General features: G+C 63.0%; 18 protein-coding genes. 5 read left to right on the top strand and 13 right to left on the bottom strand.

The annotated features are described in order from the left end of the window. Positions 1 to 5 precede the first annotated feature (5 nt). From BST28156_RS24610 to BST28156_RS24590, 5 genes are all read right to left on the bottom strand, one after another. Positions 6 to 212: a tail protein X gene (locus BST28156_RS24610; RefSeq protein WP_059603595.1), complete on the bottom strand. Its 207-nt coding sequence runs from the start codon at positions 210 to 212 to the stop codon at positions 6 to 8. Beyond that, complete coding sequence (locus tag BST28156_RS24605) at positions 212 to 691, bottom strand: head completion/stabilization protein (protein ID WP_059603592.1); 480 nt, start codon at positions 689 to 691, stop codon at positions 212 to 214. Before BST28156_RS24605 ends, BST28156_RS24610 begins: the two co-directional genes overlap by 1 nt. Positions 692 to 789: 98 nt before the next feature. Next, positions 790 to 1479, bottom strand: coding sequence for a phage terminase small subunit (gpM, locus tag BST28156_RS24600; protein ID WP_059603589.1), 690 nt, complete (start codon positions 1477 to 1479; stop codon positions 790 to 792). Then, positions 1476 to 2489, bottom strand: coding sequence for a phage major capsid protein, P2 family (locus BST28156_RS24595; protein WP_059603586.1), 1014 nt, complete (start codon positions 2487 to 2489; stop codon positions 1476 to 1478). The genes gpM and BST28156_RS24595 overlap by 4 nt, the downstream gene beginning before the upstream one ends. A 34-nt stretch (positions 2490 to 2523) precedes the next feature. Next, the gene (locus BST28156_RS24590; RefSeq protein WP_174903563.1) at positions 2524 to 3315 is read right to left on the bottom strand and encodes a GPO family capsid scaffolding protein; all 792 of its coding nucleotides are present in this window, start codon (positions 3313 to 3315) and stop codon (positions 2524 to 2526) included. Between the two features lie 144 nt (positions 3316 to 3459). On the opposite strand from BST28156_RS24590, the gene BST28156_RS24585 reads away from it, so the two are divergent. Together BST28156_RS24585 and BST28156_RS24580 are read left to right on the top strand one after the other, a co-directional pair. After that, the gene (locus BST28156_RS24585; protein WP_059603578.1) at positions 3460 to 5229 is read left to right on the top strand and encodes a terminase ATPase subunit family protein; all 1770 of its coding nucleotides are present in this window, start codon (positions 3460 to 3462) and stop codon (positions 5227 to 5229) included. Next, positions 5226 to 6281, top strand: coding sequence for a phage portal protein (locus BST28156_RS24580; RefSeq protein WP_059603575.1), 1056 nt, complete (start codon positions 5226 to 5228; stop codon positions 6279 to 6281). Before BST28156_RS24585 ends, BST28156_RS24580 begins: the two co-directional genes overlap by 4 nt. A 586-nt stretch (positions 6282 to 6867) precedes the next feature. Here the strand turns inward: BST28156_RS24580 and tcmP are convergent. The 4 genes from tcmP to BST28156_RS24560 all read right to left on the bottom strand — a co-directional run bounded on the left by tcmP (position 6868) and on the right by BST28156_RS24560 (position 10507). Continuing rightward, positions 6868 to 7770, bottom strand: coding sequence for a three-Cys-motif partner protein TcmP (tcmP, locus tag BST28156_RS24575; RefSeq protein ID WP_059603573.1), 903 nt, complete (start codon positions 7768 to 7770; stop codon positions 6868 to 6870). Beyond that, complete coding sequence (locus BST28156_RS24570; protein WP_081074425.1) at positions 7767 to 8621, bottom strand: DUF5131 family protein; 855 nt, start codon at positions 8619 to 8621, stop codon at positions 7767 to 7769. Before BST28156_RS24570 ends, tcmP begins: the two co-directional genes overlap by 4 nt. A 175-nt stretch (positions 8622 to 8796) precedes the next feature. Further along, positions 8797 to 9906, bottom strand: coding sequence for a type II toxin-antitoxin system antitoxin DNA ADP-ribosyl glycohydrolase DarG (gene darG, locus BST28156_RS24565; RefSeq protein WP_081074424.1), 1110 nt, complete (start codon positions 9904 to 9906; stop codon positions 8797 to 8799). A gap of 16 nt (positions 9907 to 9922) precedes the next feature. After that, positions 9923 to 10507 (bottom strand): DUF4433 domain-containing protein, encoded by a 585-nt coding sequence (locus BST28156_RS24560; protein ID WP_059603570.1) that lies wholly within the window; start codon positions 10505 to 10507, stop codon positions 9923 to 9925. 485 nt (positions 10508 to 10992) lie between these two features. Between BST28156_RS24560 and BST28156_RS24555 the strand changes: the two genes are divergently transcribed. Both BST28156_RS24555 and BST28156_RS24550 read left to right on the top strand, forming a co-directional pair. Then, the gene (locus BST28156_RS24555) at positions 10993 to 11322 is read left to right on the top strand and encodes a helix-turn-helix domain-containing protein (RefSeq protein WP_060245951.1); all 330 of its coding nucleotides are present in this window, start codon (positions 10993 to 10995) and stop codon (positions 11320 to 11322) included. 125 nt (positions 11323 to 11447) lie between these two features. Next, positions 11448 to 13019, top strand: a complete 1572-nt coding sequence (locus BST28156_RS24550; protein ID WP_254596420.1) for a TIGR04222 domain-containing membrane protein — start codon at positions 11448 to 11450, stop codon at positions 13017 to 13019. Positions 13020 to 13215: 196 nt separating this feature from the next. On the opposite strand, the gene fliT is transcribed toward BST28156_RS24550, so the two are convergent. The 3 genes from fliT to BST28156_RS24535 form a co-directional block, all read right to left on the bottom strand. Next, positions 13216 to 13515, bottom strand: coding sequence for a flagellar protein FliT (gene fliT, locus BST28156_RS24545; RefSeq protein ID WP_009693879.1), 300 nt, complete (start codon positions 13513 to 13515; stop codon positions 13216 to 13218). A gap of 21 nt (positions 13516 to 13536) precedes the next feature. Next, on the bottom strand, positions 13537 to 15039 hold the full coding sequence (gene fliD, locus BST28156_RS24540) for a flagellar filament capping protein FliD (protein WP_174903562.1): 1503 nt from the start codon (positions 15037 to 15039) through the stop codon (positions 13537 to 13539). A gap of 168 nt (positions 15040 to 15207) precedes the next feature. Then, positions 15208 to 16797: a flagellin N-terminal helical domain-containing protein gene (locus BST28156_RS24535; RefSeq protein WP_174903561.1), complete on the bottom strand. Its 1590-nt coding sequence runs from the start codon at positions 16795 to 16797 to the stop codon at positions 15208 to 15210. A gap of 518 nt (positions 16798 to 17315) precedes the next feature. Between BST28156_RS24535 and rpsU the strand changes: the two genes are divergently transcribed. After that, positions 17316 to 17528, top strand: a complete 213-nt coding sequence (gene rpsU / locus BST28156_RS24530) for a 30S ribosomal protein S21 (RefSeq protein ID WP_006401410.1) — start codon at positions 17316 to 17318, stop codon at positions 17526 to 17528. Between the two features lie 194 nt (positions 17529 to 17722). Here the strand turns inward: rpsU and BST28156_RS24525 are convergent, their stop codons facing one another. Continuing rightward, entirely contained in the window at positions 17723 to 19846 is a 2124-nt protein-coding gene (locus tag BST28156_RS24525) for a TonB-dependent siderophore receptor (protein ID WP_174903560.1), read from the bottom strand. Positions 19847 to 20075: the final 229 nt, after the last annotated feature.

Here is a 20075-nt window from a genome sequence, read left to right as displayed (position 1 = left end):
CCAGGTCAGTCAAACAGTTGCAGGAGGGGTTTCGTCTGCTCGATCGTGTTCAGCTCGGGCATGTCGACGACGGTTCCCATCGGCAACACGACGCCCAGCTCGGCGAGGCCGGGGTTGGCTTCCAGGACCGCTTCCACAGTGCCGGCCGTGCTGGCGTAGTAGCGCCAGCAAAGGGCGTCGAGCGTTTCACCCTGAAGCGCGGCGACTTTCATCAGATCAGCTCGACGGTCGAGCGTGCGGCGCCGAGGATGTCGCTGATTGCCCATCGCGCGTTGCGGCGCGACTCGTCGGCGGTCACGGCCAGCTCGGTCGCCACCTGGCCGCCGCTCTTCGTCGAATCGAAGCCGCGGTATTTCTCGGTCACGTCTGCGTGCGCCAGGTGATAGACGGCGCGCCGGTAGCGGTACGCGAGGACGGACTCACCGTCGACGCGCTCGGCCGGCACGTCAGCGAGCGACGCGGCGCCGGCTGCCCGCTGTCGAGCGCGCCACGCGCGCAGCTCGTCGTTGACGGTCAGCATCGCGTCGCGCGCGGCATGGGCCAGCCGTTCGCGCGTCACGGTGCCGTCCAGGCGCATCGCGTCGCGCAGCGCTGACAGGTCGATGTCCGGAAAGAATCCGTCGTTCGTCAGCGTGCCGTCGATCGGCGACGAGGCGACGGCGGGCGCAGCAGTGGCAACGAAACTGTTCATGGTGAATTCGGGATTGATGGCGGTGGACCGGCGCACAAGGTCCGTTACCGTCAGGCGTTGGGCCTGGGCGCCGGTGCCGCCATGCCGGGGTGGGCTCTTTACGTGCCTTCGGCGCCGTCGCCCTGACGGCCCGTGGCTTCGATCAGCTTCGAGAGCCGATCGATGTCTTTTTTGACGCCGACGCGGTCGTTCAACGATAGCGCGCGGCGCAGATAGTCGAGGGCGCGCGGCGGATCGGCTTCCTGTACGGCATAGCCGAGCGCCTTGCAGAGCTTCGCGCGCACCTGGTCGTGCATGTCCGCGTCGGCCGTCAGCTCGTCGACCAGCTCCAGGCTGGCTGCGTCGAACGTGCTTCGCTCCAGGAACGCGGCCAGCGCGGCATCGGCGAACTGCTCGGCGACGACGGACGCGAGCGACCGTTCGAACTGGTCGGGTAGCGCGAGGCCGTGCGTGAGCGCGTACGCGGCGATCGCGAGCGCACCGTCGTAGTCGCCGGCGTCGATGCGCCAGACCATGATCGTCACGAGTACGTCGTCCTGGGCGCCGCGGCCGCCGTTCAACACGCCCGCCACGTAGTCGGCGTACTCCGGCAGCAACTTCCGCTTCAGCTCGACCTTACGGGCGACCGACTGCACGCCCTTCAGGGCGCGGCGGTCGGCCGCGAGCTTCGCGAGCATCAGCTCGTAGGGCGTCGCGCCGGCCATCGTCTGACCGGGCGCCGTCGCGGCCGCCGCGCGGGCGGCCGACACACGCGCGAAGTGCGCGCGAGCGGGCGTGTTGATCGTCATGCCGCCACCAGCTCGATGTTTTCCGCGACGCAGCCGCACCCGAAGTCTTCGACGACATACGCGTCGTTCGAAGATTCGTAGTTCTCGATTCGGTCCCGCTCCGGTACTTCCTTCAACGTGCGCCGGCGTGCGCCTTCCTGGTAGTAGATCGACAGGTTCGACAGCTTCGTCACCATCAGTGCGCGCTTCGGGAAGAACGGCACACGCACGGCCGGCAGGTTGCCGATGCGCTTCTGGCTGACGATCAGGTCGGCCGCGAGGCGCTCGGTCGGTGCCTGAGTCGCATTGACGATCGGGAAGTACTTGTCGTGCAGCAGCTCGCGGCCGCAGATCACGACGAGGCTCGTGTCTTCCTGGAACCACGGATCGATCATCGACGACACGATGTCCATCACGAGTGCGTCGATGTTCTCGTAGTCGCCGGCCTTACCGACGAGCACCTTGCCGGCTTGTTTCGTGCCTTCGTGCAGCACGCGCTGCGCCGCGCGCTCGCGATACTGTTGCAGCCAGCCGATGTTCACGTCCTGCAACAGTGGGTTCGCAGCCTTGTCGGTATCCGCCGCCGCGTGCACGCCGTTCCAGCCGATCATGATCCGATCGAGCGCGGCCTGGTTCACGATCACGTCGCGGATGCGCTGCTGGAAGTCGGGGAACTTCGCCCAGGCGTCGAGCTTGCGGTACGGGATGGCCGTATCGTAGTCGGTCTTCTCGCAGCGGTAGCGGTTGCTGTCGAGTGCGGTCGGGTCGACCGGCTGGCGCGCAGTTTTCGTGGTGTCGGTGCGGCTCGCAATCGGACCGGACACGGACAGGCCGAGCTTTTCGCCTTCCAGCTCGGTTACGGGCAGGATGTTGATGCTCTTCAGGAACGCGCTCGATTCCTGGATTTTGGTTTCGAGCGTCTGCTGGACGGACGGTTCGACAGCAAACTTGTGCGACACGTCGTCGGTGTCGTTGAGCTTTGCGATTTGCGCGGCGTACTTCCGGTACGCCAGACGCGTTTCCTTCTTCATGGGGTGGGTTCTCCGGGGTGTGGGCGTGGACGGGTCAGCAGTCGGTCACGAGCTCGCCAGTCGAACCGGTCGACGGCTGACGCCGTGGCGCGCCGTTATCGGTTGCCGACAGCTTCGCGGTCAGAGCTTCGACGGCGGCGACCGCTTCGTCGGCGCGCTTCTGTGCGGCGGTGAGGTCGACGCGCAGCGCGGCGATGTCGCGGCCCTGCTGGCTGGCGAAGCCAGCGACTTCTTCGACGGCGCGGCGCACGTCAGCGTCGCGCTGGTCGTCGGTCGTGCGATTGCGCGCGAACATGCCCTTCACGATGGACAGCAGGCTCGTCGATTCGGGTTCGCTTTCGAACTCGATCGACGTTTCGCACGCGGCCGAGAACAGGTTGTTCGAACGGCGCGCCGCGAATTGCAGTGCTTCGGTGCCGAGGCTCGCCGGGTCGTCGGTCGCGGCCAGGCCGACCAGATACGCTTCGCCGATGTCTGCGAAATCGGGATTGACTTCGATCGACGTGAAGATCTTCTGCCGCTTCTTCGACAGCGTGACCAGATCGTCGGTCGGGTCGATTTGCGCATACAGCGCCATCTTCCCTTTCAGCGGACCGTCTTCGATCTCGGTTGCCTTCAGTGCGATCACGTCGCCGTACGCGCCGAAGGGGTTCGTCGCCGAGAGCGGCGCCCATCCCTTCAGGTGTTCGATGTTCAGTCGTGCGCCGTACAGTTCGCGGTTGTAGTTCTTCGCCATCTGCGTGAGCCATTCACGCTTGATTTCGCGACCGTCGACGGTCGCACCTTCGACCGCGACGCGGAAAAATTTCGTCTTGTTGGTTGCCATGGATTGAGGTCGAACCGTGGTTGAGTGAGCGTGGTTCTCATGTTCGACCTTCACGCGTCACGGCTCAACGAACGGCGTGTGTTGCCCGCATGGGTACGCAGTGCTCCGCGTGATCGCGCGCGCGCGTCGCCCTACGCTTGCCGCATGCTCGAAACGACAGACTCAATTCAACGCGAAACGAACGTGCGACAAATCGCGCGCTCGCTCTACTGGCAAGGCTGGCGCATCTCGTCGATCGCGCGGCATCTCGAACTGAAGCCGGCGACCGTGGCATCGTGGTGCCGTCGTGACAAATGGAAGGAGGCGACGCCGATCGAGCGCATCGAGGCGGCCGCCGAAACGCGCTTGATGGTCCTGATCGCGAAGGACAAGAAGGACGGCGCGGACTACAAGGAAATCGACCTGCTCGGCCGGCAGATCGAGCGGCTCGCACGCGTGCAGAAATACGGGGAAACGGGGAAGGAGAGCGACCTGAACCCGAACATCGCCGCGCGCAATGCGGGACCGAAGCGTAAGCCGCCGCGCAACGAAATCAGCGCGGAACAGGAAGAGCGGATCGTGAAGGCGTTCCGCGAATCGTTGTTCGACTATCAGAAGGTCTGGTATCGCAACGGCGATCAGCAGACGCGCAATATCCTGAAGTCACGCCAGATCGGCGCGACCTGGTATTTCGCCCGCGAGGCATTCGTCGACGCGCTCGATACCGGTCGGAACCAGATTTTTCTGTCGGCCAGCAAGGCACAGGCGCACGTCTTCAAACAGTACATCGTGCAGTTCGCGCGTGACGTGGCCGACGTGGAACTGACGGGCGATCCGATCATTCTGCCGAACGGCGCGACGCTGTACTTCCTGGGGACGAACTCGCGCACCGCGCAGTCGTATCACGGCAACCTGTATTTCGACGAATATTTCTGGGTGCCGAAGTTCCGCGAGTTGAATACCGTTGCGTCGGGCATGGCGATGCACAAACGTTGGCGGCTGACCTACTTCAGTACGCCGTCGAGTACGACCCATGAAGCTTACGCGTTCTGGAGCGGCGCCGATGCGAATCGCGGGCGCGCGCCTGGCGATCGTATCCAGATCGACACGAGCCACGAAGCGCTCGTGCGCGGCATGCTGGGCGCAGACGAGCAGTGGCGTCAGATCGTTACCGTACTCGATGCGATCGAGGGCGGCTGCGACTTGTTCGACCTGGAGAGGCTGCGGCGCCGGTACAGCGCCGAGGCTTTCGCGAACTTGCTGATGTGCCAGTTCATCGACGATTCGGTGTCGGTGTTCAAGCTGGCCGAGCTGCAGCGCTGCATGGTCGACTCATGGGAGGAATGGGCAGACGACTTCTCGCCGATGCTGCTGCGCCCGTTCGGCTATCGTGAGGTGTGGGTTGGCTACGATCCGGCACTGACCGGCGATTCGGCCGGTCTCGTCGTCGTGGCGCCGCCGCGTGTCGAGGGTGGGACGTTCCGCGTGCTCGAACGTCACCAGTTCCGCGGCAACGACTTCGAGGAACAGGCTGCGGCGATCGAGCAGATCACGCAGCGCTACAACGTCGGCTATATCGCGATCGACACGACGGGCATGGGGCAGGGCGTCTATCAGCTCGTGCGCAAGTTCTACCCGGCGGCCGTCGCGTTGAACTACTCGCCCGAGGTGAAAACCCGCCTCGTGCTGAAGGGGCAATCCGTCGTCCGCAACGGACGCCTGCAATTCGACGCAGGATGGACCGACCTGGCCGCGGCGTTCATGGGAATCAAACAGACCATGACGGCGAGCGGCCGCCACGCAACATACACCGCGGACCGCAACGAAGAGACGGGCCACGCCGACCTGGCGTGGGCGTGCCTGCACGCGATCGACCGCGAGCCGCTCGCCGGCGGCGATATCAATTCTTCATCTTTCACGGAGTTCTATTCATGAGCAAGCGCCGATCGCGCGCGCCGCGCACGTTCGCGGCCGCGCCGGATTCGGGTGCCGCCGGCGCAGCGCCGGCGCGCGCCGAGGTCTTCACCTTCGACGATCCCACGCCCGTCATGAACCGGGCCGAGATTCTCGATTACGTCGAATGCTGGTCGAACGGCGATTGGTTCGAGCCGCCCGTCAGCTTTGCCGGCCTGGCGAAGTCGTTCCGCGCGAGCACGCACCACAGCTCCGCGCTGTACTTCAAGGCGAACGTGCTGGCGTCGACGTTCCGGCCGCATAGGTGGCTGTCGCGGCATGCGTTCGAGCGATGGGCGCTCGACTTCCTGACGTTCGGCAACGGCTACCTGGAACGCCGCCGCAATCAGCTCGGCGACACGCTGCGGCTCGAACCCGCCCTGGCGAAATACACACGGCGCAAGGCAGATTTCAGCGGCTTCGTGTACGTGAACGGCTGGCAGGACAAGCACGAGTTCGAGCCTGGCAGCGTGTTCCAGCTCATGCGACCGGACATCAACCAGGAGGTGTACGGCCTGCCCGAATATCTCAGCTCGCTTCACTCGGCCTGGCTGAACGAGTCGTCGACGCTGTTCCGGCGGAAGTATTACGAAAACGGCAGCCATGCCGGTTTCATCCTCTACATGACCGATGCGGCGCAGAAACAGGAGGATGTTGACAACATGCGCACGGCGTTGAAGAACGCGAAGGGGCCGGGCAATTTCCGCAACGTGTTCATGTACGCGCCGGGCGGGAAGAAGGACGGCATCCAGCTCATTCCGGTGTCCGAGGTCGCGGCGAAGGACGAGTTCTTCAACATCAAGAACGTGACGCGCGACGACCTGCTTGCCGCGCATCGCGTGCCGCCGCAACTGCTCGGCATCGTGCCGAGCAACTCGGGCGGGTTCGGCACACCGGACACGGCCGCGCGTGTGTTCGGCCGGAACGAAATCAAGCCGCTGCAGGCCCGCTTCGCCGAGCTGAACGACTGGCTCGGCGAAGAGGTCGTGGTGTTCGACGATTACGAGATTCCGCCGGCGCCGGCGACCGTGTAGCGCACACGGCGATTCGAAGTCATGCGGCAGGGCCGCGCACCGGGCAACCGGGCGCGGCCTTTTTTTGCGTCTGGCGCCCGCGCGAATAGAGGCGCTACAGCCGGTTGGCCGGCGCGGGGTAGTTCAGGGTCGGACGCCTTGCTGCGAAGGGCGCGCGGAGGCTGTCGTGTGGCCGTGGCCGGCATCCGGGGGATGGGGGATGGGGGGAGGGGATGCCGGCCTGCGCTGCGGCCGCCGCTGCGCGGTCCCCTCCCCGCCTGCGCGCTTCGCTTGGCAGGGTGGTTTTTGTGCACTCGGCCGACCAGCTCGGCGGCCCTTGTGGTGCGGGGTTCTGGGCGATTCGCGGCGCGCGGAAATCGTGCGTTTTGGTGCGCAGCGATGCGAATTCATGCGCGCAGTTGTGCCCCCGCCCCACCTGCCCGCAAATACGAACGGCTTTTATGCACTCATGCGCTGGGCGCTACGGACCGGCCGACGTGGTCCGCGCGATGGTCGACGGGGCGATTTTGTTATGCAGTTTTATGCACCTTGGTTATGCAGCTCTAGCCTATGTGAAGCGAGGTGGAATGTGGGCGGAGCGGAGATTTTATTCGTCAAGCTCGAGATTTAGTTGCTCGTACGGTGGCACGTCGGCAACTGCTCTGCGATATGCCCTGTACATCAATTTCGGTGCGTCATCGTTATCGGTGGCGTGAATCATGTAATACATGACCGCGCCATTTGCGCCGCTGCGTTGGTATATCGGCCAAGCGTACGCGTATTTGTATCCCAGCTCGGTAAGGAAGCGGTCACGCATGAGATCGCGAAGGGTATCTTGGCTCACACCCTTGAGGTTCGGCCAATCATCGCGGCCCCACCACGCCTTAACGTCGGCAGCGCCCGCATCGCCAGTTCCCCCGAGGGCGCGATGAATCCATTTGACCGCTAGAAAATAAAACAACTCGATTTTTGAGCTTTGCTTGTGGCGAGCCAGTTTTTGTACCGAGGACCAGTGACATTCAAAGGTGCGTTGGTCGAGTAAAGCGAAGGTTGCCTCGCGTTCAGTGATCGTGCCGCCGTCTAGGATTTTATCGATTTGTACGTTGAAATCCCCTGGGAGTATTTGAATGCTGCGTTTTCCTACCCCGCTTTCATCTTCGGCCAACTGGCGCAGGGCAGACACTTTCTCGTCGTCGAGTTCGCATAGAAAAAAATGTCTCAGCCACGCCGGCCGGCCCTCCAAGACTAGCTTTGCTGACCATGAGTGGGGTACGTCTGGTTCCTGGGGGCCGGAGAACCCATCTATATATGTTCCGTGCTTCGTAACATAGACGAAATACTTGAGATACAGTGCGATCAGTTTTGCTTTATGCTCGGTCCATACTGGAGCCTGCAAGCCTTGAAATTGAATCTGATTGATGCCTGCTTCGACTTCCGCAAGTGAAGGTAGTGGAAGTTCGTCGAAAAGCGGACTGGTCTTCTCGTCTATCTCGTATCGTCTATATTTCATGCTTGTGTGTCCGGCTCAGGGAATTGATCCCATGTGCGACCCGCGAGGTGGCGGCCAGTTGCATGCTTTCCGAGTTTATACAATACGATCGGTTGATGATTCGAGTCAATCATCTCGACAAATTGAACGGCCTTTCGATCTGCTGCCGATTCCGGTCCCCAGTGCCCCCATTGCTTGAAGTGAAATGCCGTGCCCGATTCAAGGCACTGATCACGCAATGATTCGGCCCATTCTGGATTCATCGGGCGCGCCTTGGAGCCAGATTCGCCGCCAGCGATGACCCAATGCAGGCCCTTCTTTTCGCCCGGTGCGGACAGCCATTTCTGTAGATTGAGTGGACCGAGAAGGGGCTCGCAGGAAACGAAGCGAACGCGCGCCGGGATCTTCAGCAAATGAGGAATGCGTTCCTTCGCCCACACTTGGTTTTCGGCTGTCGTTCCTAACCAAATATTAGACGGCCATTTTCGCTTCCACGGAACCATGCTTTTAACCAATTCGGGCCGCTTAGTTAGGAGTAGCCAATCAAGGGACGTGGTCTCTTCAATGATCGGCCAGAGACGTTCCCTCCAAGGATTGAGCTCGTCGCGGTCCTCAAACAAGTCAGCCATCGATGCGCAGAAAACTCGGCGTCTTTCACCTTTGGCTTCGGCCGCCTTGTTCCACTTGTACGGCTCCCGCCAGTGTGCGTCAGAGAAAAATCTTCGCCCTGCAGCGTCGCCCCAAAGATCTAAGCCCAAGCGTTGAGCCCAACTGTCCGCGTAGCAGTACTTGCATGCAGGAGAGACTCGGGTACACCCCCACCAAGGATTGAATGTGTGGTGAGTCCATTCTATGCGGCTGTCTTGTCCCACGGGTGATCCTCCCGACTTCAGAACGCACGGTACATGTTCCTGAGTCGTGCGACGAAAATAGGGATTGTGACACGCCGCGCCAGCGCCTTGGGAATTTGCAACCGTGAAGGTGTGTTGATGGTATGAGGGTGGAGCGACGGACTGACGATCCACCCCAAAAACTAGAGCCCGCTATTTAGACCATTGCGGTACAGGAATTGCTTGGAGTAACGCGCATCCAGCCAAGCATAACCAAATTTCGGATTGCATTTTCAACAGCAAGCCTTTTTTGATCTGTATTCCAGGAACGCTTCCAATCTACGATAAAGTCCACCAACTTTGATTCCTCGACCGCCTCATTCGGTGAACTCTTAATCTGTCGGCTGGCATACAGTACGGTTAGCACTTCTTCTGCTTGTTCGGTCGACTTGATTCGGCTAAATAGGTCAACGGCTTTGTCGATCTTCTTCCTGTTTAGCTCGATTTGTTCGGCATAGTTTTTCGCCTCGCGTGCGAATTGAGGGGTTACTCGCATCGCAATCATTCTGCCTAATTGTTCTTCTTGAAGCCAATTCTTATTCGCAAAGACGTGAAGCGCTTTGCCTACATCTTCCGAGAATGGGCCGTAACTACCTTTTCCAAAGGTGAATCCGGTCGGAATTCCCATTTCAGTGGCGATGTAGCAGATTTTTTGGAAAATCGTTCGTCCGACTGGATTGGCGTACGGCTGACTCTGGAGCTCCCGTAGGATTTCGATCAGCACCGCCCATTCGGGACGAAACGCGTCGGCCTTCCGGCCTTTGCCTTCAAGCGACATTTGAGTAGGGGCGCTAAGAAATGCCTCTGTCAGCTCAGACTTAGGCGTTCCATAAGGAGCGTACAATTCCACGTCAACTTGCAAAGATCGGAATTTTCGATAAATCATTGGCGCGACTTCTGACCAGTCGAGACCACCATTACCGCAGCCGAGCGGGGGCATGGCGATGCTTTTGATGTCCCATTCATCAACATGTGCGACCAAATAGTCGAGTCCCTTCTCGATCTCGCTCAGACGAGATGGAGAGCGCCAATGGTCTTTCGTTGGAAAGTTCAGAATCTTTAATCCAGAAAGATCGCTATAGATGTACGGCCGACCAAGGCGGACCTCGTGGCGATCACATCTGGCTTTATAGTCATCAAACATCGCGGGAAAGCGGCGCTTAAATTCTTGTGCGACCCCCTTTCCCATAATTCCTACGCAATTAACCGTGTTGACCAAGGTTTGCGCGTCGCTCTCGAACATATCGCCAATCATTGCCTTGAACATGAGCGCGAACTCCTCGTCAGAAAAAAAATAGGTCTGCATTGATCACAACTGGCAGCCCTTGAGCAACGTTTCCGACCGCACTAGCTGCAGCCTTATCTCGTGCATATGCACCAAAAATGAACGCCTTCTCTACGCGATGCGGCACCAATACCTCCGCACACTTTGCAGCTTTTTTGCGCCAGAACGTGACCTCATCGGGGTCACGCCAGTCTTGAGCGTAGATACGATCGTAGTTTAGCCGGTCCATCTGACTAGGAGACAAGAATCGGGCCCAGTCGCTTGCCGCGTTTTGGTCCGAGATCACGGTACCGGGTACTTCGAGTACATCGGTAGAGATTCGTAAGACGCAGAGCTGCCCCGTCTCGCCCCTGCGCTTGAACATCATCGGATTGCGCGCATGAAAGTACAGGTTCGCGTACTGGTGCAGCCTGAGCCCCTGCGGGACTTGCTTCACGTCCCGTTTTTCTTGGACGGGCTGCATTGCCACGGAATGGTGAGGCAGCTTGGCGGCTAGTTCGTACGACACGATGCCGTGGTTAGACACCGAAGGCAAATTCGCAATCGGCATGATGCAATGGAATTCAGTAACCCGGTGGTCCATGGTGACGTTTGTTGCAAACCGTGACGCCGTTGGAGGGCCGCCACTTCAGCTGCTTGGTGTGGCCGCAAGCAGCTACTTGAAGGTGTGCGGTGTGGTTCGTCTCCTTAAGGGCCGGAGCGATGTTATGGGGCACATTTTATCGTGCCTAGATGCCTCGCATACCCGAGGAAGTACAGTGAAATTACAGTTGGGCGAGCCTGGCCTAGCCTTGATTGAGCTTGATTCACCTTGGTTTTGCAGACCGCGAGTCGCGCAAGGTATTGATTTATAAGGGAACGTGGTGCGCTGACAAAACTCCGAAGGCAGGGGTTGCTGGTTCGATCCCAGCCGGGCGCGCCAAATGGCCTGATCAGGCTTTCAGCGGGTTCTCCGCATCGTTGTTTCCTCACACTGAAGTACATCGTCGGCCGCACTGCAGCCAAACGTGAAGGCGCGACCGCCCGAAAGTGAAGCGGTTGCGTCGAACCCAGCACGATGGTGACCGGATGAGCACACCTACCCCGATTCAGTACATCAACGGGCCGGACGGCGAGCCGGCCTTCGTCGTGATTCCGTACGCGGATTACATCGCGCAGCGGGACAACGCGCGCAAGGTAATTCCGCACGAAGTCGTTACCCGCTCGGTGTTCGACGGCAGCACGCCCGTGCGCGCGTGGCGCGAGTATCTCGGGCTGACGCGCGCCGAAGTCGCGCAGCGGCTCGGCATCAGCCGGGCGGTCTACGCGAAGCGGGAGAAGCGCCACAAACTGCGCAAGTCGATGCGCAAGAAGATCGCGGCCGCGCTCGATATCGCGCCGGGGCAGTTGATGTTCTGACGGTGGTCGGCGTCCGGCGCGCATCGCGGTGCGTCGCCGTTGCGTGAGCGCGTTGTGCGAGAATCGCCCGCAACGACAACTCAAGCGACGATCGCGGCGGCCGTCCGCGCATCGCGCCCACGCCGATGGCCTCCATCCTGTCTTCCCCGATCGCCGGCGACATGCCGGCCGACTCGCAGCAGGCGCTGCTCGCGCGCCTGAACGCCTATTCTCCCGACGACCCGCATGCGCCGCTGCCGTACAGCCGGCGTCTCGCCGAGGCCGAAGGCTGGTCGCACGACCACGCGCTGGCCGTGATCGACGAATACAAGCGTTTTGCGTTCCTTGCGCAGGCGGCCGGGCATCCGGTCACGCCGTCGGTCGCGGTCGACGCCGCATGGCATCTCCATCTGCAATACACGCTCGAATACTGGGACGTGTTCTGTGCCGACGTATTGCAGGCGCCGCTGCATCACATGCCGGGCACCGGCGCGCCGGACGAGGCCGGCGTGTACGAGCAGCGCTACCGCGACACGCTCGACAGCTATCGCCGGCTGTTCGGCTGCGAGCCGCCCGAATCGATCTGGCCGCGTCCCGCGCGTTCGCGCGCCGACGCCGGATCGTCGCGCGCGGACGGCGGCGCGGCCACAAGCGCGGCGGGCGAGCGTGAGGCCGCGGCACCCGCGGCGCGGCGCAACTGGCGCGACCGTCTGCCGAAGCTCGTGTGGCCGGCGGCTGCCGCCAGCGTCGCCGCGACCTGCGCGTCGGCGCAGGACCTCAACGTGCTGAACTACACGGGGCCGCAGTTTCTCGCGTTCTATATCCCGGCCTGCATCGTCGCGCTGCTGCTGATCGTCGGTTTGCAGCAGATCGAATACCGCTGCCGGCGCAGGCGCGTATTCACGCGCGAAGCGATGCCGGACCTGAGCGCCGAGCAGGTCGCGTATATCGCGGGCGAAGAGACGCGGGTCGTGCAGGTGATGACGCTGTCGCTGATCCAGGCGGGCGCGATCGACCTGCGGACGGCCGGACGGCTGGGCGCGCGCGTGAAGCTCGTCGATCCGGCACGCGCCGGCGACTACGCGGACGAATGCGAATGGCTGGCCGCGCAACCGGGCGGCGAGGTGAGCTTCGGCGCGTTCCGCCAGCTTCTTGCGTCTCGCGCGGCCAAATACGCGGATGCGGTGCGCCGGCGCGCCTGGCTTTGGGCGCCAGGCGAGATGCGCACGGCGCGGCTGGCCGCGCGCGCGATCGTGCTGGTCGTGCTCGGCACGGGCATCGCGAAACTCGCGGTCGGGCTCAGTCGCGGGCGGCCGGTGCTGCTGCTCGGCATCAGCATGGCCGTGTTCGCGATCGCCTACGGCATCATCGCGGAGCGTCTGACGGGCTTCGGGCGCGGCGGCCTGTCGGTCGGCGGGCAGGCGACGCTCGATGCGCACCGCAACGATCGCCACGACGAACGCAGTACGCCGGACGATTTGCTGTGGGCCACCGCGCTGTTCGGCGCGGGCGCGCTGGCCGGCACCGTGTGGGCGATGTATGCGAGCGCGTTGATGGAGCCGCCGCCGCTGATGGCGGCCGCGATGCGCGCGGGCGGATCGACCGGTTCGTCGTTCGGCAGCGACTCGAGCGATTTCGGGGCGAGCTGTTCGTCGTCGAGCTCGTGCAGTTCCAGTTCGTGCGGGTCGAGTTGCGGCGGGTGTTCGTCGAGTAGTTGAGTCGTTGGGGCAGGGGGCTGCGGATTGCGAGCGGTGTAGCGATGCGCACGGCGAGCCAGAGCGCCCGCCGAATCGGCCGGATAAAAAAATGCCCGCGCAAGGCGGGCATCGAGTCGAACGAGCACGCCCTCACTTCGGCGTGTAGTGGTTGTTGTCCTTGGGTGGCGCGCGGCGTCGGGCGGCGCGCCGGGCAGCGTCACAGGCGCGCCATGTCGTGGTATTCGCCAACGGCCTGCACGCGGCCCATCGCCGCGTGATATTCGTCGGCGAGCTCGCGCTGCGCGAGATGCGCTTCGGCGAAGATCCGCTCGTTGCTGGCCTGGATGCGGCGAATCGCGGCGAGGCCTTCCGGCGGCTGGTTTGCCGTCAGCGCCATCACGAGCGGCGAGCGGACTTCCGCGAGGCGCGCGGCTTCCGCCCAGTCGGCCATCGACGCGGCATGTTCGATGTCGTCGGTGAGCGCGTTCAGCCGCCCGATCAGTTGATGCTGGTCCATGGTTCGCTCCGTCCGCGCCGCTTACTTGTTGTTCGACAGCGCGCCGGCGCTGTTCTGGCCGCCGAACAGCTGCGTCAGGTACTGCGAATTGTTGTTCATCGTCGCCATCAGCGTGTTGAGCGCGGTGAATTGCGCCTGGTACTGGTTCGTCAGCTGCGTCGCGTAATCCGACAGGTTCGACTGCTGCTGCGCGATGCTCTTCAGGTCGGCATTGAGCGCGGTCGTCCGCAGATCGATCAGGCCGCCCGTCTTCGTGAAGTTGGTGATCGCCGTCGACATCTGCGCGCCGACGCCGTTCGTCGAATTGAACAGCGCCGCGACGCTCGCCGGGTTGTTCTGCAGCGCGGTATTGAGCTTGGTGCTGTCGGCCTGCAGCGTGCCGTCGGCCTGCAGCGTGATGCCGATCGACGATAGCGTGAGCGTCGAGCTGCCGCTCTTCACGCCGGTCGTGACGAGCGACGCGAGCGTGTTCTTGATCGTGTTCAGCGTCGAGTCGCCGAGCAGCGGGCCTTGCGTCGTCGCGCCGGAGGTGAACTGGGTGAGCGTACCCATCGTCGTGACGAGTGTGTTGTAGAGGCTCACGAAGTTGTTGATGGCCGTCGCCTGCGACTTCGTGTCGGGCGCGACCGTCAGCGTTTGCGCCTGCGCGTCGCCGACCGCGGCGGACGTCAGGTTCAGCGTGACGCCGGCGATCGCCGAGGTCACCGTGTTGGTCGAGCTCGTCGCGCTGATGTTGTTGATCGTGAATGCGGCGTCCTGGCCGGGCGTGCTCTGCGACCATGCGGCGTTGCTGTTCGCGGACGTGTAGGTCGACGGGCCGCCGTTCTGGCCGGGAACCGACTTGACGCCGAGATTCGACAGCCCGGCGTCGCCGCTCAGGTTGCTGACTTCGACGCTGATCGTGTTGGCCGCGCCGGTCGTCGACGAGCTCAGCACGAGGTGGGCGCCGTCGGTGCCGGTGACGACCGTCGCGGTGATGCCGGGGTTGCCCGACGCGCCGTTGATCGCGGCCGCGATGCCGGCCACCGTGTTATTCGAGCTGTCGATGTTGACGGAGAACGACTGGCTGCCGAGCGACAGCGCGAGCGTGCCGCTGCCGAGGCCCTTGGTCGGGTCGGTGAAGCCGACCGACGACAGCGCCTGCGCGGACGCGATCCGGCTCACGTTCACGTTGTAGGTGCCGGCGACTGCGCCCTGGCCGGCCGTCGCGGTGAGGCCGTTGCCGCTGGGCGTCGCGGTGAAGGTGCTTTGCAGCGTGCCGTTGGTGAGCGTGGTCAGGCCGGCCTGCAGCGCGCTCAATGCGGACGACAGCGTGCCGTACGCGGAAATCTGGGTGTTGTCGGTGGTCTGCTGCGCGGTGAGGGCGGAGGTCTGGCCGGCGGTTTTCGCGTTCACGAGCGCCGTCACGAGGGAGTTGACATCCATCGTCGTGTTGCCGGTCGAGCCGCTGATGATCGACTGCGCGGCTTGCTGAAGCGCACTGTTTGCGCTGGCGCTGGACGTGTTGGTGTTGACGGTGGACATATGATGGCTCCGTGCCCCGGACGAGCGATGTGTGTGGTTATCGGTTGCGTGTTGCGTGAAGGCCTGGGTCTGTTGCGATGCAGCCGGTTATCGATTCGCCGACGCCAAAGCGCCCGGGGCGCCGCGCGATGGTCTGCGCGATGCCCCGGGCGTGACGGCGGGAAGCGATTACTGCAGGAGCTTCAGGACCTGCTGCGGCAGCGAGTTCGCTTGCGCGAGCACCGAGATGCCGGCTTGCTGCAGCACCTGGGCCTTGCTCAGGTTCGCGGTTTCCTGCGCGAAGTTCGCGTCCTGGATTTGCGACTGGGCTTGCGACAGGTCGTTCGATTGGGCTTGCTGCGTCGTCGCGATGGCCGTGAAGCGGTTTTGCGCGGCACCGAGGCTTGCCTGGATGTTGTTCACGGTGGCGAGCGCATTGTCGATCGCCTCCATTGCCTGATTGGCGCCAGAGGCAGTGCTGATGTCGATGTTCGCGACAGCCGGCGGGTTGTTGTTTTTATTGATCAGCTCGGTCGGATTGCTGCCAGTCGTGACGCTTGCCGGTACGGCGAAGCCAGTGCCGGCGCCGGCAAGGACCCCCGTCGCCTGGATGCCGTTGGCAACAGTCGTGGTGTCGAGCACCGCATCGATCGCGGTCTGCTGCTGCGAAGTGTCGCCGGGCTTGGAAATATTCGCTGCGACGGTCGGATCGGCGCCATTCAGCGCAAATTCAAAGCCGCCCGAACCGTCGGCATAAATTTGAATCGACGAGATCGCCGCAGTGCCGGTACCGGTATATGCGGTACCGTCGGAATTGAGACTGAGGCCGGTGAGTTCGCCCAGCTTGGTGCCTGCCGTATAGTCGGTTCCCGCGTGCTGGGTAATGTTATTCCCGGTGATCGTCGCGAGATTGGTGGCTGCTGCCGCCGCACTTGCACTTTGCGATGCCGCAGCCGTGTTCGTCGGGGCATACGCGGCGAGGGCACCCTGGGGCGTCAGCGTGAGCGGCTGCGGGCTGGCTGCATTGCCGGTCGTTCCTGCAGCGCTTCCGAACAGCGCCGTCTGGGCCGCCGAGCTCAACGCCTGGTTATTCTGATCGGTGAACGTGAAGCCACCGTTGCCGTCGGAAAGGACGTTGATGGACGTAATTGTTGACGTCGTACTGCCAGTCGGTGCCGTACCCGTGGCCGCGTCGAGATTGAGGCCGGTGTACGAGCCGAGCGTAACGCCCTTTTGCGGAACGGCGCCGACGCCGGCACTTGGGCCTGCGCTGAGGGACGCAGCCGAGAGGCTCTGGGACAGGTTCACCGAAATAGTCTGACCGACGTTCGCGCCGACCTGGAAGCTGACGTTGCCCGCCGACCCGTCAAGCAGGTTCTTGCCGTTATAGTTCGTTTGCGAAGCGATACGATTCACTTCGGCGATCTGCTGCGTAACTTCTTCTTGCAGTGCTTGCTGGTCAGTCTGCGACAGCGAGCCGCTCGAAGCCTGCACCGCGAGCTGGCGGATACGCTGCAGGCTCGACGTGATCTGCGACAGGCCGCTCGATGCGGTCTGGATCATCGACACGCCGTCGTTCGCGTTCGACACGCCCTGGTTCAGGCCGTTGATCTGCGTCTGCATGCGGGTCGAGATCGCCAGGCCTGCCGCATCGTCGGCCGCGCTGTTGATGCGCTTGCCCGACGACAGGCGGGTGATTGCCTGCGACAGGGCGTTCTGCGAGCCATTGAGGTTTTGCTGCGCGACCAGCGAGTTGATGTTGCTATTGATTCCGAGCATGGAAATTCTCCTGTTTAAGCCGAAAGCCCTGGAAAGCCGTTTTGGCGTCGGCGGAAGCACTCGTTCATTGCTGGCCGCCTCAGAGCAGGATTTCGGCGTCCCAAAACAAAACTTGAGGGCCGTGCTGAGATTCGGCCCGATTTTTTGTCCTTCTTTGTCATTTCGGACATACCCGGCGCGAGTGGCCCGATAAACAGGGGCGGAAGCCTGCTCGGCACGACGTTGAGTGGACGCCCGCCCGCAATCGACAAAAGGGTGGTTTTATCTGTGATTCCCTGCTATGATGGTGGGCTGAATTGAGATTTCTGTCACGCCTTTGCCGTTTTCGGCATGTCTGCTGGCAGTCAAACGCGGCGCTGCACGCGGCTGTGAAGCGTACTCGCGGTGCTTTCCGCCTCTCTTTTCCGGCCTCCGAGGCCGTATTTCCGCTCGTTTCGCCTGTTGTGGGGACGCCCGGATGGCCGGTGCGTGGCGCTTGGCCGCTACGTTTTTGACCGTTTAAGCAATTTAGGAACGACATGACGACGATTCTTCTGAAGGAAAACGAGCCGTTCGAAGTGGCGATTCGCCGCTTTCGTCGCGCTATCGAAAAAAATGGCCTGATCGCTGAACTGCGTGAGCGCCAGTCTTACGAAAAGCCGACCGCAGTCCGCAAGCGCAAGAAGGCAGCAGCCGTCAAGCGCCTGCACAAGCGCCTGCGCAGCCAGATGCTGCCGAAGAAGCTCCACTAAGCGCTTCTGACGGTTCGCCGCGAAACGGCGGAGCGTGCTTCGAAAGAAGCCGCTCCGCCGTTTCGCTTTTGTGGTCCGGGAAAAGCGAGCCGGAAAAGGCAGGCATCTTCGACCGGTAAGGCGCCGCGTTCGGCAGCGGTGCCGCCGCACGCCGAACGCCCGCCTTCCCACCCCCGCCTGGCATCCCGCCAATATCAGAAATCGACCTTCGCGCTCACGCTCACCGTGCGCGGATCGCCCGGCTTCACGTAGTCGGCGTACTGATATTCCCAGTATCGGCGGTTCAGCACGTTGTCGATCGACGCGCGCAGCGTCAGGTCGTGGCGGCCGATACGCGTCAGATAGCGCGCGCCGGCATTGACGACGAGAAAGCCCGGTGCATCGAGGCCGCCGGCCGCGCGCAGCGGCGTCGCGCCCGTGAATTTCGCGTCGACGCCGAGCGTCAGGCCCGGCACGCCCGGCACCGCATAGCCGAGGTCGCCTGCGAACACGAAGCGCGGCGCGCCCGCGACGCGGTTGCCGTTGTTGCCGATCCCGTTCGCATACCACGTGTCGAGCACCATCGCGTCGACGCCCGCGGTCCAGCGCGCGCCGAATTTCGCGCGCGCGCCGACTTCGAGCCCCTGGATCACCGATTTGCCGTCCTGCACGTAGACGTTCTCGGCATTCGCGTACTCGGCGCTGCGCTCGATGCGGAACAGTGCGGCCGTCGCGCTCCAGCGCGCGTGCTCGCTCTTGATGCCGAGCTCGTACTGCTTGCTGCGCAGCGGCTTGAGTACTTCACCGGCGTTCGCGTAGACGTCGCCGACGCGGCTGCCGGGCTCGAGCGATTCGGCGTAGCTCGCGTAGGCGGTGGTCGTCGGCGCGAGCTTGACCATCACCGCGAAGGTCGGCGTCACGACGCCGTTCTGGCTGTAGCCGGGATCCTCCGCGCCGCTCGGCTCGAACGAGCGCTGCTCGTAGTTCATGTAGCGCACGCCAGCGAGCACCGACCAGCGCTCGGTGAGCTGCACGGTGTCGCTCGCGAACAGCGATTTCTGCGTGATCTCGCTGGTGCGGTACTGGACGAAGCCGTGCGGGCTCGCGTAGCGGTACGGATTCGGCGAATAGAGATTGCCGGTGCCGAGCGGCACGTACACGCTGTTCGCCGAATAGTCGTTGGTCTGTTTCTGCCACGACGCGCCGAGCACGATCTGGTGGCTGAACGGACCGGTGTGCACCTTGCCCTCGACCATCGCGCGCCACTGGCTGAAGCGGTTGTCCTCCATCCCGACGTAGCGGCTGTCCGAGTAGTCGCCGGCTGCATTCTCCAGCGACAGCGTACTTTCGTTGCGGTCGCGTCTCGACTTGCTGTAGCTGTACGCGACATCGAGCTGCCAGTCGGGCGCGAGCTGGTACTGCAGCCCGGCCGTGTAGAGCTGCAGGTTCGTGTTCAGGTACTGGTCCTGGCCGCCGAGGTTCGTCGTGCCGCCGCTGATCGTCGGGGGCAGCGCGCCGCCCGGATAGCCGCCGACGAACAGCGACGGCGTCTGGCCGGACGCGCGGCGCTCCTGGTATAGCGCGCCGAACGTCACCGACAGGTCGCGCGTGAGGTTCGCCTGCAGCGCGAGCGACACGGTATCGCGACGGAGGTTGCCGTCGTTGTACGTCTTGCCTTCTTCATGCGTCGCGTTCAGCCGCGCGCCGAACATGTTGTTCGGCCCGAAGCGCTGGCCGAGATCGACGTGCTCGGACCACACGCCGGTGCTGCGATAGCCGACGTCGACGCTGCGCACCGGTTCGGCCGTCGGCTGTTTCGTCACGTAGTTGACGACGCCGCCGGGCGTCACGAAGCCATACAGAAAACCGCCGAGCCCTTTCAGCAGCTCGACGCGCTCAAGCTGCTCGTACGGCATCGTGATGCCGTACGAGATGAACGGCAGCCCGTCGATCTTGTAGCCGTTCTGCCAGTCGAGCTGCATGCCGCGCACGGTCATGTAGCTGGCCCACGCGCTGTACGCACCGCTGTTGTCGGACACGGACGCGTCGTTCGCGAACACGTCGCCGAGCTTGTACGGCTGGCGCGCCTCGAGTTCTTCCGACGTGACGATCGTCGTCGAGAACGGCGTGTCGAGCTGGCGGCGTGTGCCGAGCGCGCCGGTCGAAATCTCGTCGGTCAGGTGCTGTGGCGAATCATGCGCAGCCGTGATGTTCAGGGCCGGCAGCATGGTCGAGTCGGTGGGCGTGTCGTCCGCGTGGGCGAGCGACGCGACAAGGCAGGCGAGCGCCGCGGCCAGATGGCGCGGGCGGAACGGAGGGTGGGCAAGGCGGGTGGTCATGGTATCGAATAAAAATGCGAGTAAGAATCATTCGCATTGCGTTAAAATGTCGCGCATCGTATCAAAACCCAGACCAAGCGCAACAATTCCATGCCGCGCGCAAGGGCATCCGGCCCGCGCGCCGCGTCGGCAGGAGCTTGTCGCGCAACGCCCGACACCCGATGATCCCTGTCCGTTCGTTCATTCCGGGCCGCCGTTCGAGCCGGCCCGCTTTCGTTTCCGCGTGCGC

It is taken from the genome of Burkholderia pseudomultivorans (assembly GCF_902499075.1).
Classification (GTDB): Bacteria; Pseudomonadota; Gammaproteobacteria; order Burkholderiales; family Burkholderiaceae; genus Burkholderia; species Burkholderia pseudomultivorans.
This window is presented reverse-complemented; position numbering and strand designations above follow the sequence as displayed.

Excerpts from the sequence above, each read along its gene's own strand:
- BST28156_RS24610 (WP_059603595.1), bottom strand. The coding sequence starts at position 212 with ATGAAAGTCGCCGCGCTTCAGGGTGAAACGCTCGACGCCCTTTGCTGG.
- BST28156_RS24605 (WP_059603592.1), bottom strand. The coding sequence starts at position 691 with ATGAACAGTTTCGTTGCCACTGCTGCGCCCGCCGTCGCCTCGTCGCCG.
- gpM (WP_059603589.1), bottom strand. The coding sequence starts at position 1,479 with ATGACGATCAACACGCCCGCTCGCGCGCACTTCGCGCGTGTGTCGGCC.
- BST28156_RS24595 (WP_059603586.1), bottom strand. The coding sequence starts at position 2,489 with ATGAAGAAGGAAACGCGTCTGGCGTACCGGAAGTACGCCGCGCAAATC.
- BST28156_RS24590 (WP_174903563.1), bottom strand. The coding sequence starts at position 3,315 with ATGGCAACCAACAAGACGAAATTTTTCCGCGTCGCGGTCGAAGGTGCG.
- BST28156_RS24585 (WP_059603578.1), top strand. The coding sequence starts at position 3,460 with ATGCTCGAAACGACAGACTCAATTCAACGCGAAACGAACGTGCGACAA.
- BST28156_RS24580 (WP_059603575.1), top strand. The coding sequence starts at position 5,226 with ATGAGCAAGCGCCGATCGCGCGCGCCGCGCACGTTCGCGGCCGCGCCG.
- tcmP (WP_059603573.1), bottom strand. The coding sequence starts at position 7,770 with ATGAAATATAGACGATACGAGATAGACGAGAAGACCAGTCCGCTTTTC.
- darG (WP_081074424.1), bottom strand. The coding sequence starts at position 9,906 with ATGTTCAAGGCAATGATTGGCGATATGTTCGAGAGCGACGCGCAAACC.
- BST28156_RS24560 (WP_059603570.1), bottom strand. The coding sequence starts at position 10,507 with ATGGACCACCGGGTTACTGAATTCCATTGCATCATGCCGATTGCGAAT.
- BST28156_RS24555 (WP_060245951.1), top strand. The coding sequence starts at position 10,993 with ATGAGCACACCTACCCCGATTCAGTACATCAACGGGCCGGACGGCGAG.
- BST28156_RS24550 (WP_254596420.1), top strand. The coding sequence starts at position 11,448 with ATGGCCTCCATCCTGTCTTCCCCGATCGCCGGCGACATGCCGGCCGAC.
- fliT (WP_009693879.1), bottom strand. The coding sequence starts at position 13,515 with ATGGACCAGCATCAACTGATCGGGCGGCTGAACGCGCTCACCGACGAC.
- fliD (WP_174903562.1), bottom strand. The coding sequence starts at position 15,039 with ATGTCCACCGTCAACACCAACACGTCCAGCGCCAGCGCAAACAGTGCG.
- BST28156_RS24535 (WP_174903561.1), bottom strand. The coding sequence starts at position 16,797 with ATGCTCGGAATCAATAGCAACATCAACTCGCTGGTCGCGCAGCAAAAC.
- rpsU (WP_006401410.1), top strand. The coding sequence starts at position 17,316 with ATGACGACGATTCTTCTGAAGGAAAACGAGCCGTTCGAAGTGGCGATT.
- BST28156_RS24525 (WP_174903560.1), bottom strand. The coding sequence starts at position 19,846 with ATGACCACCCGCCTTGCCCACCCTCCGTTCCGCCCGCGCCATCTGGCC.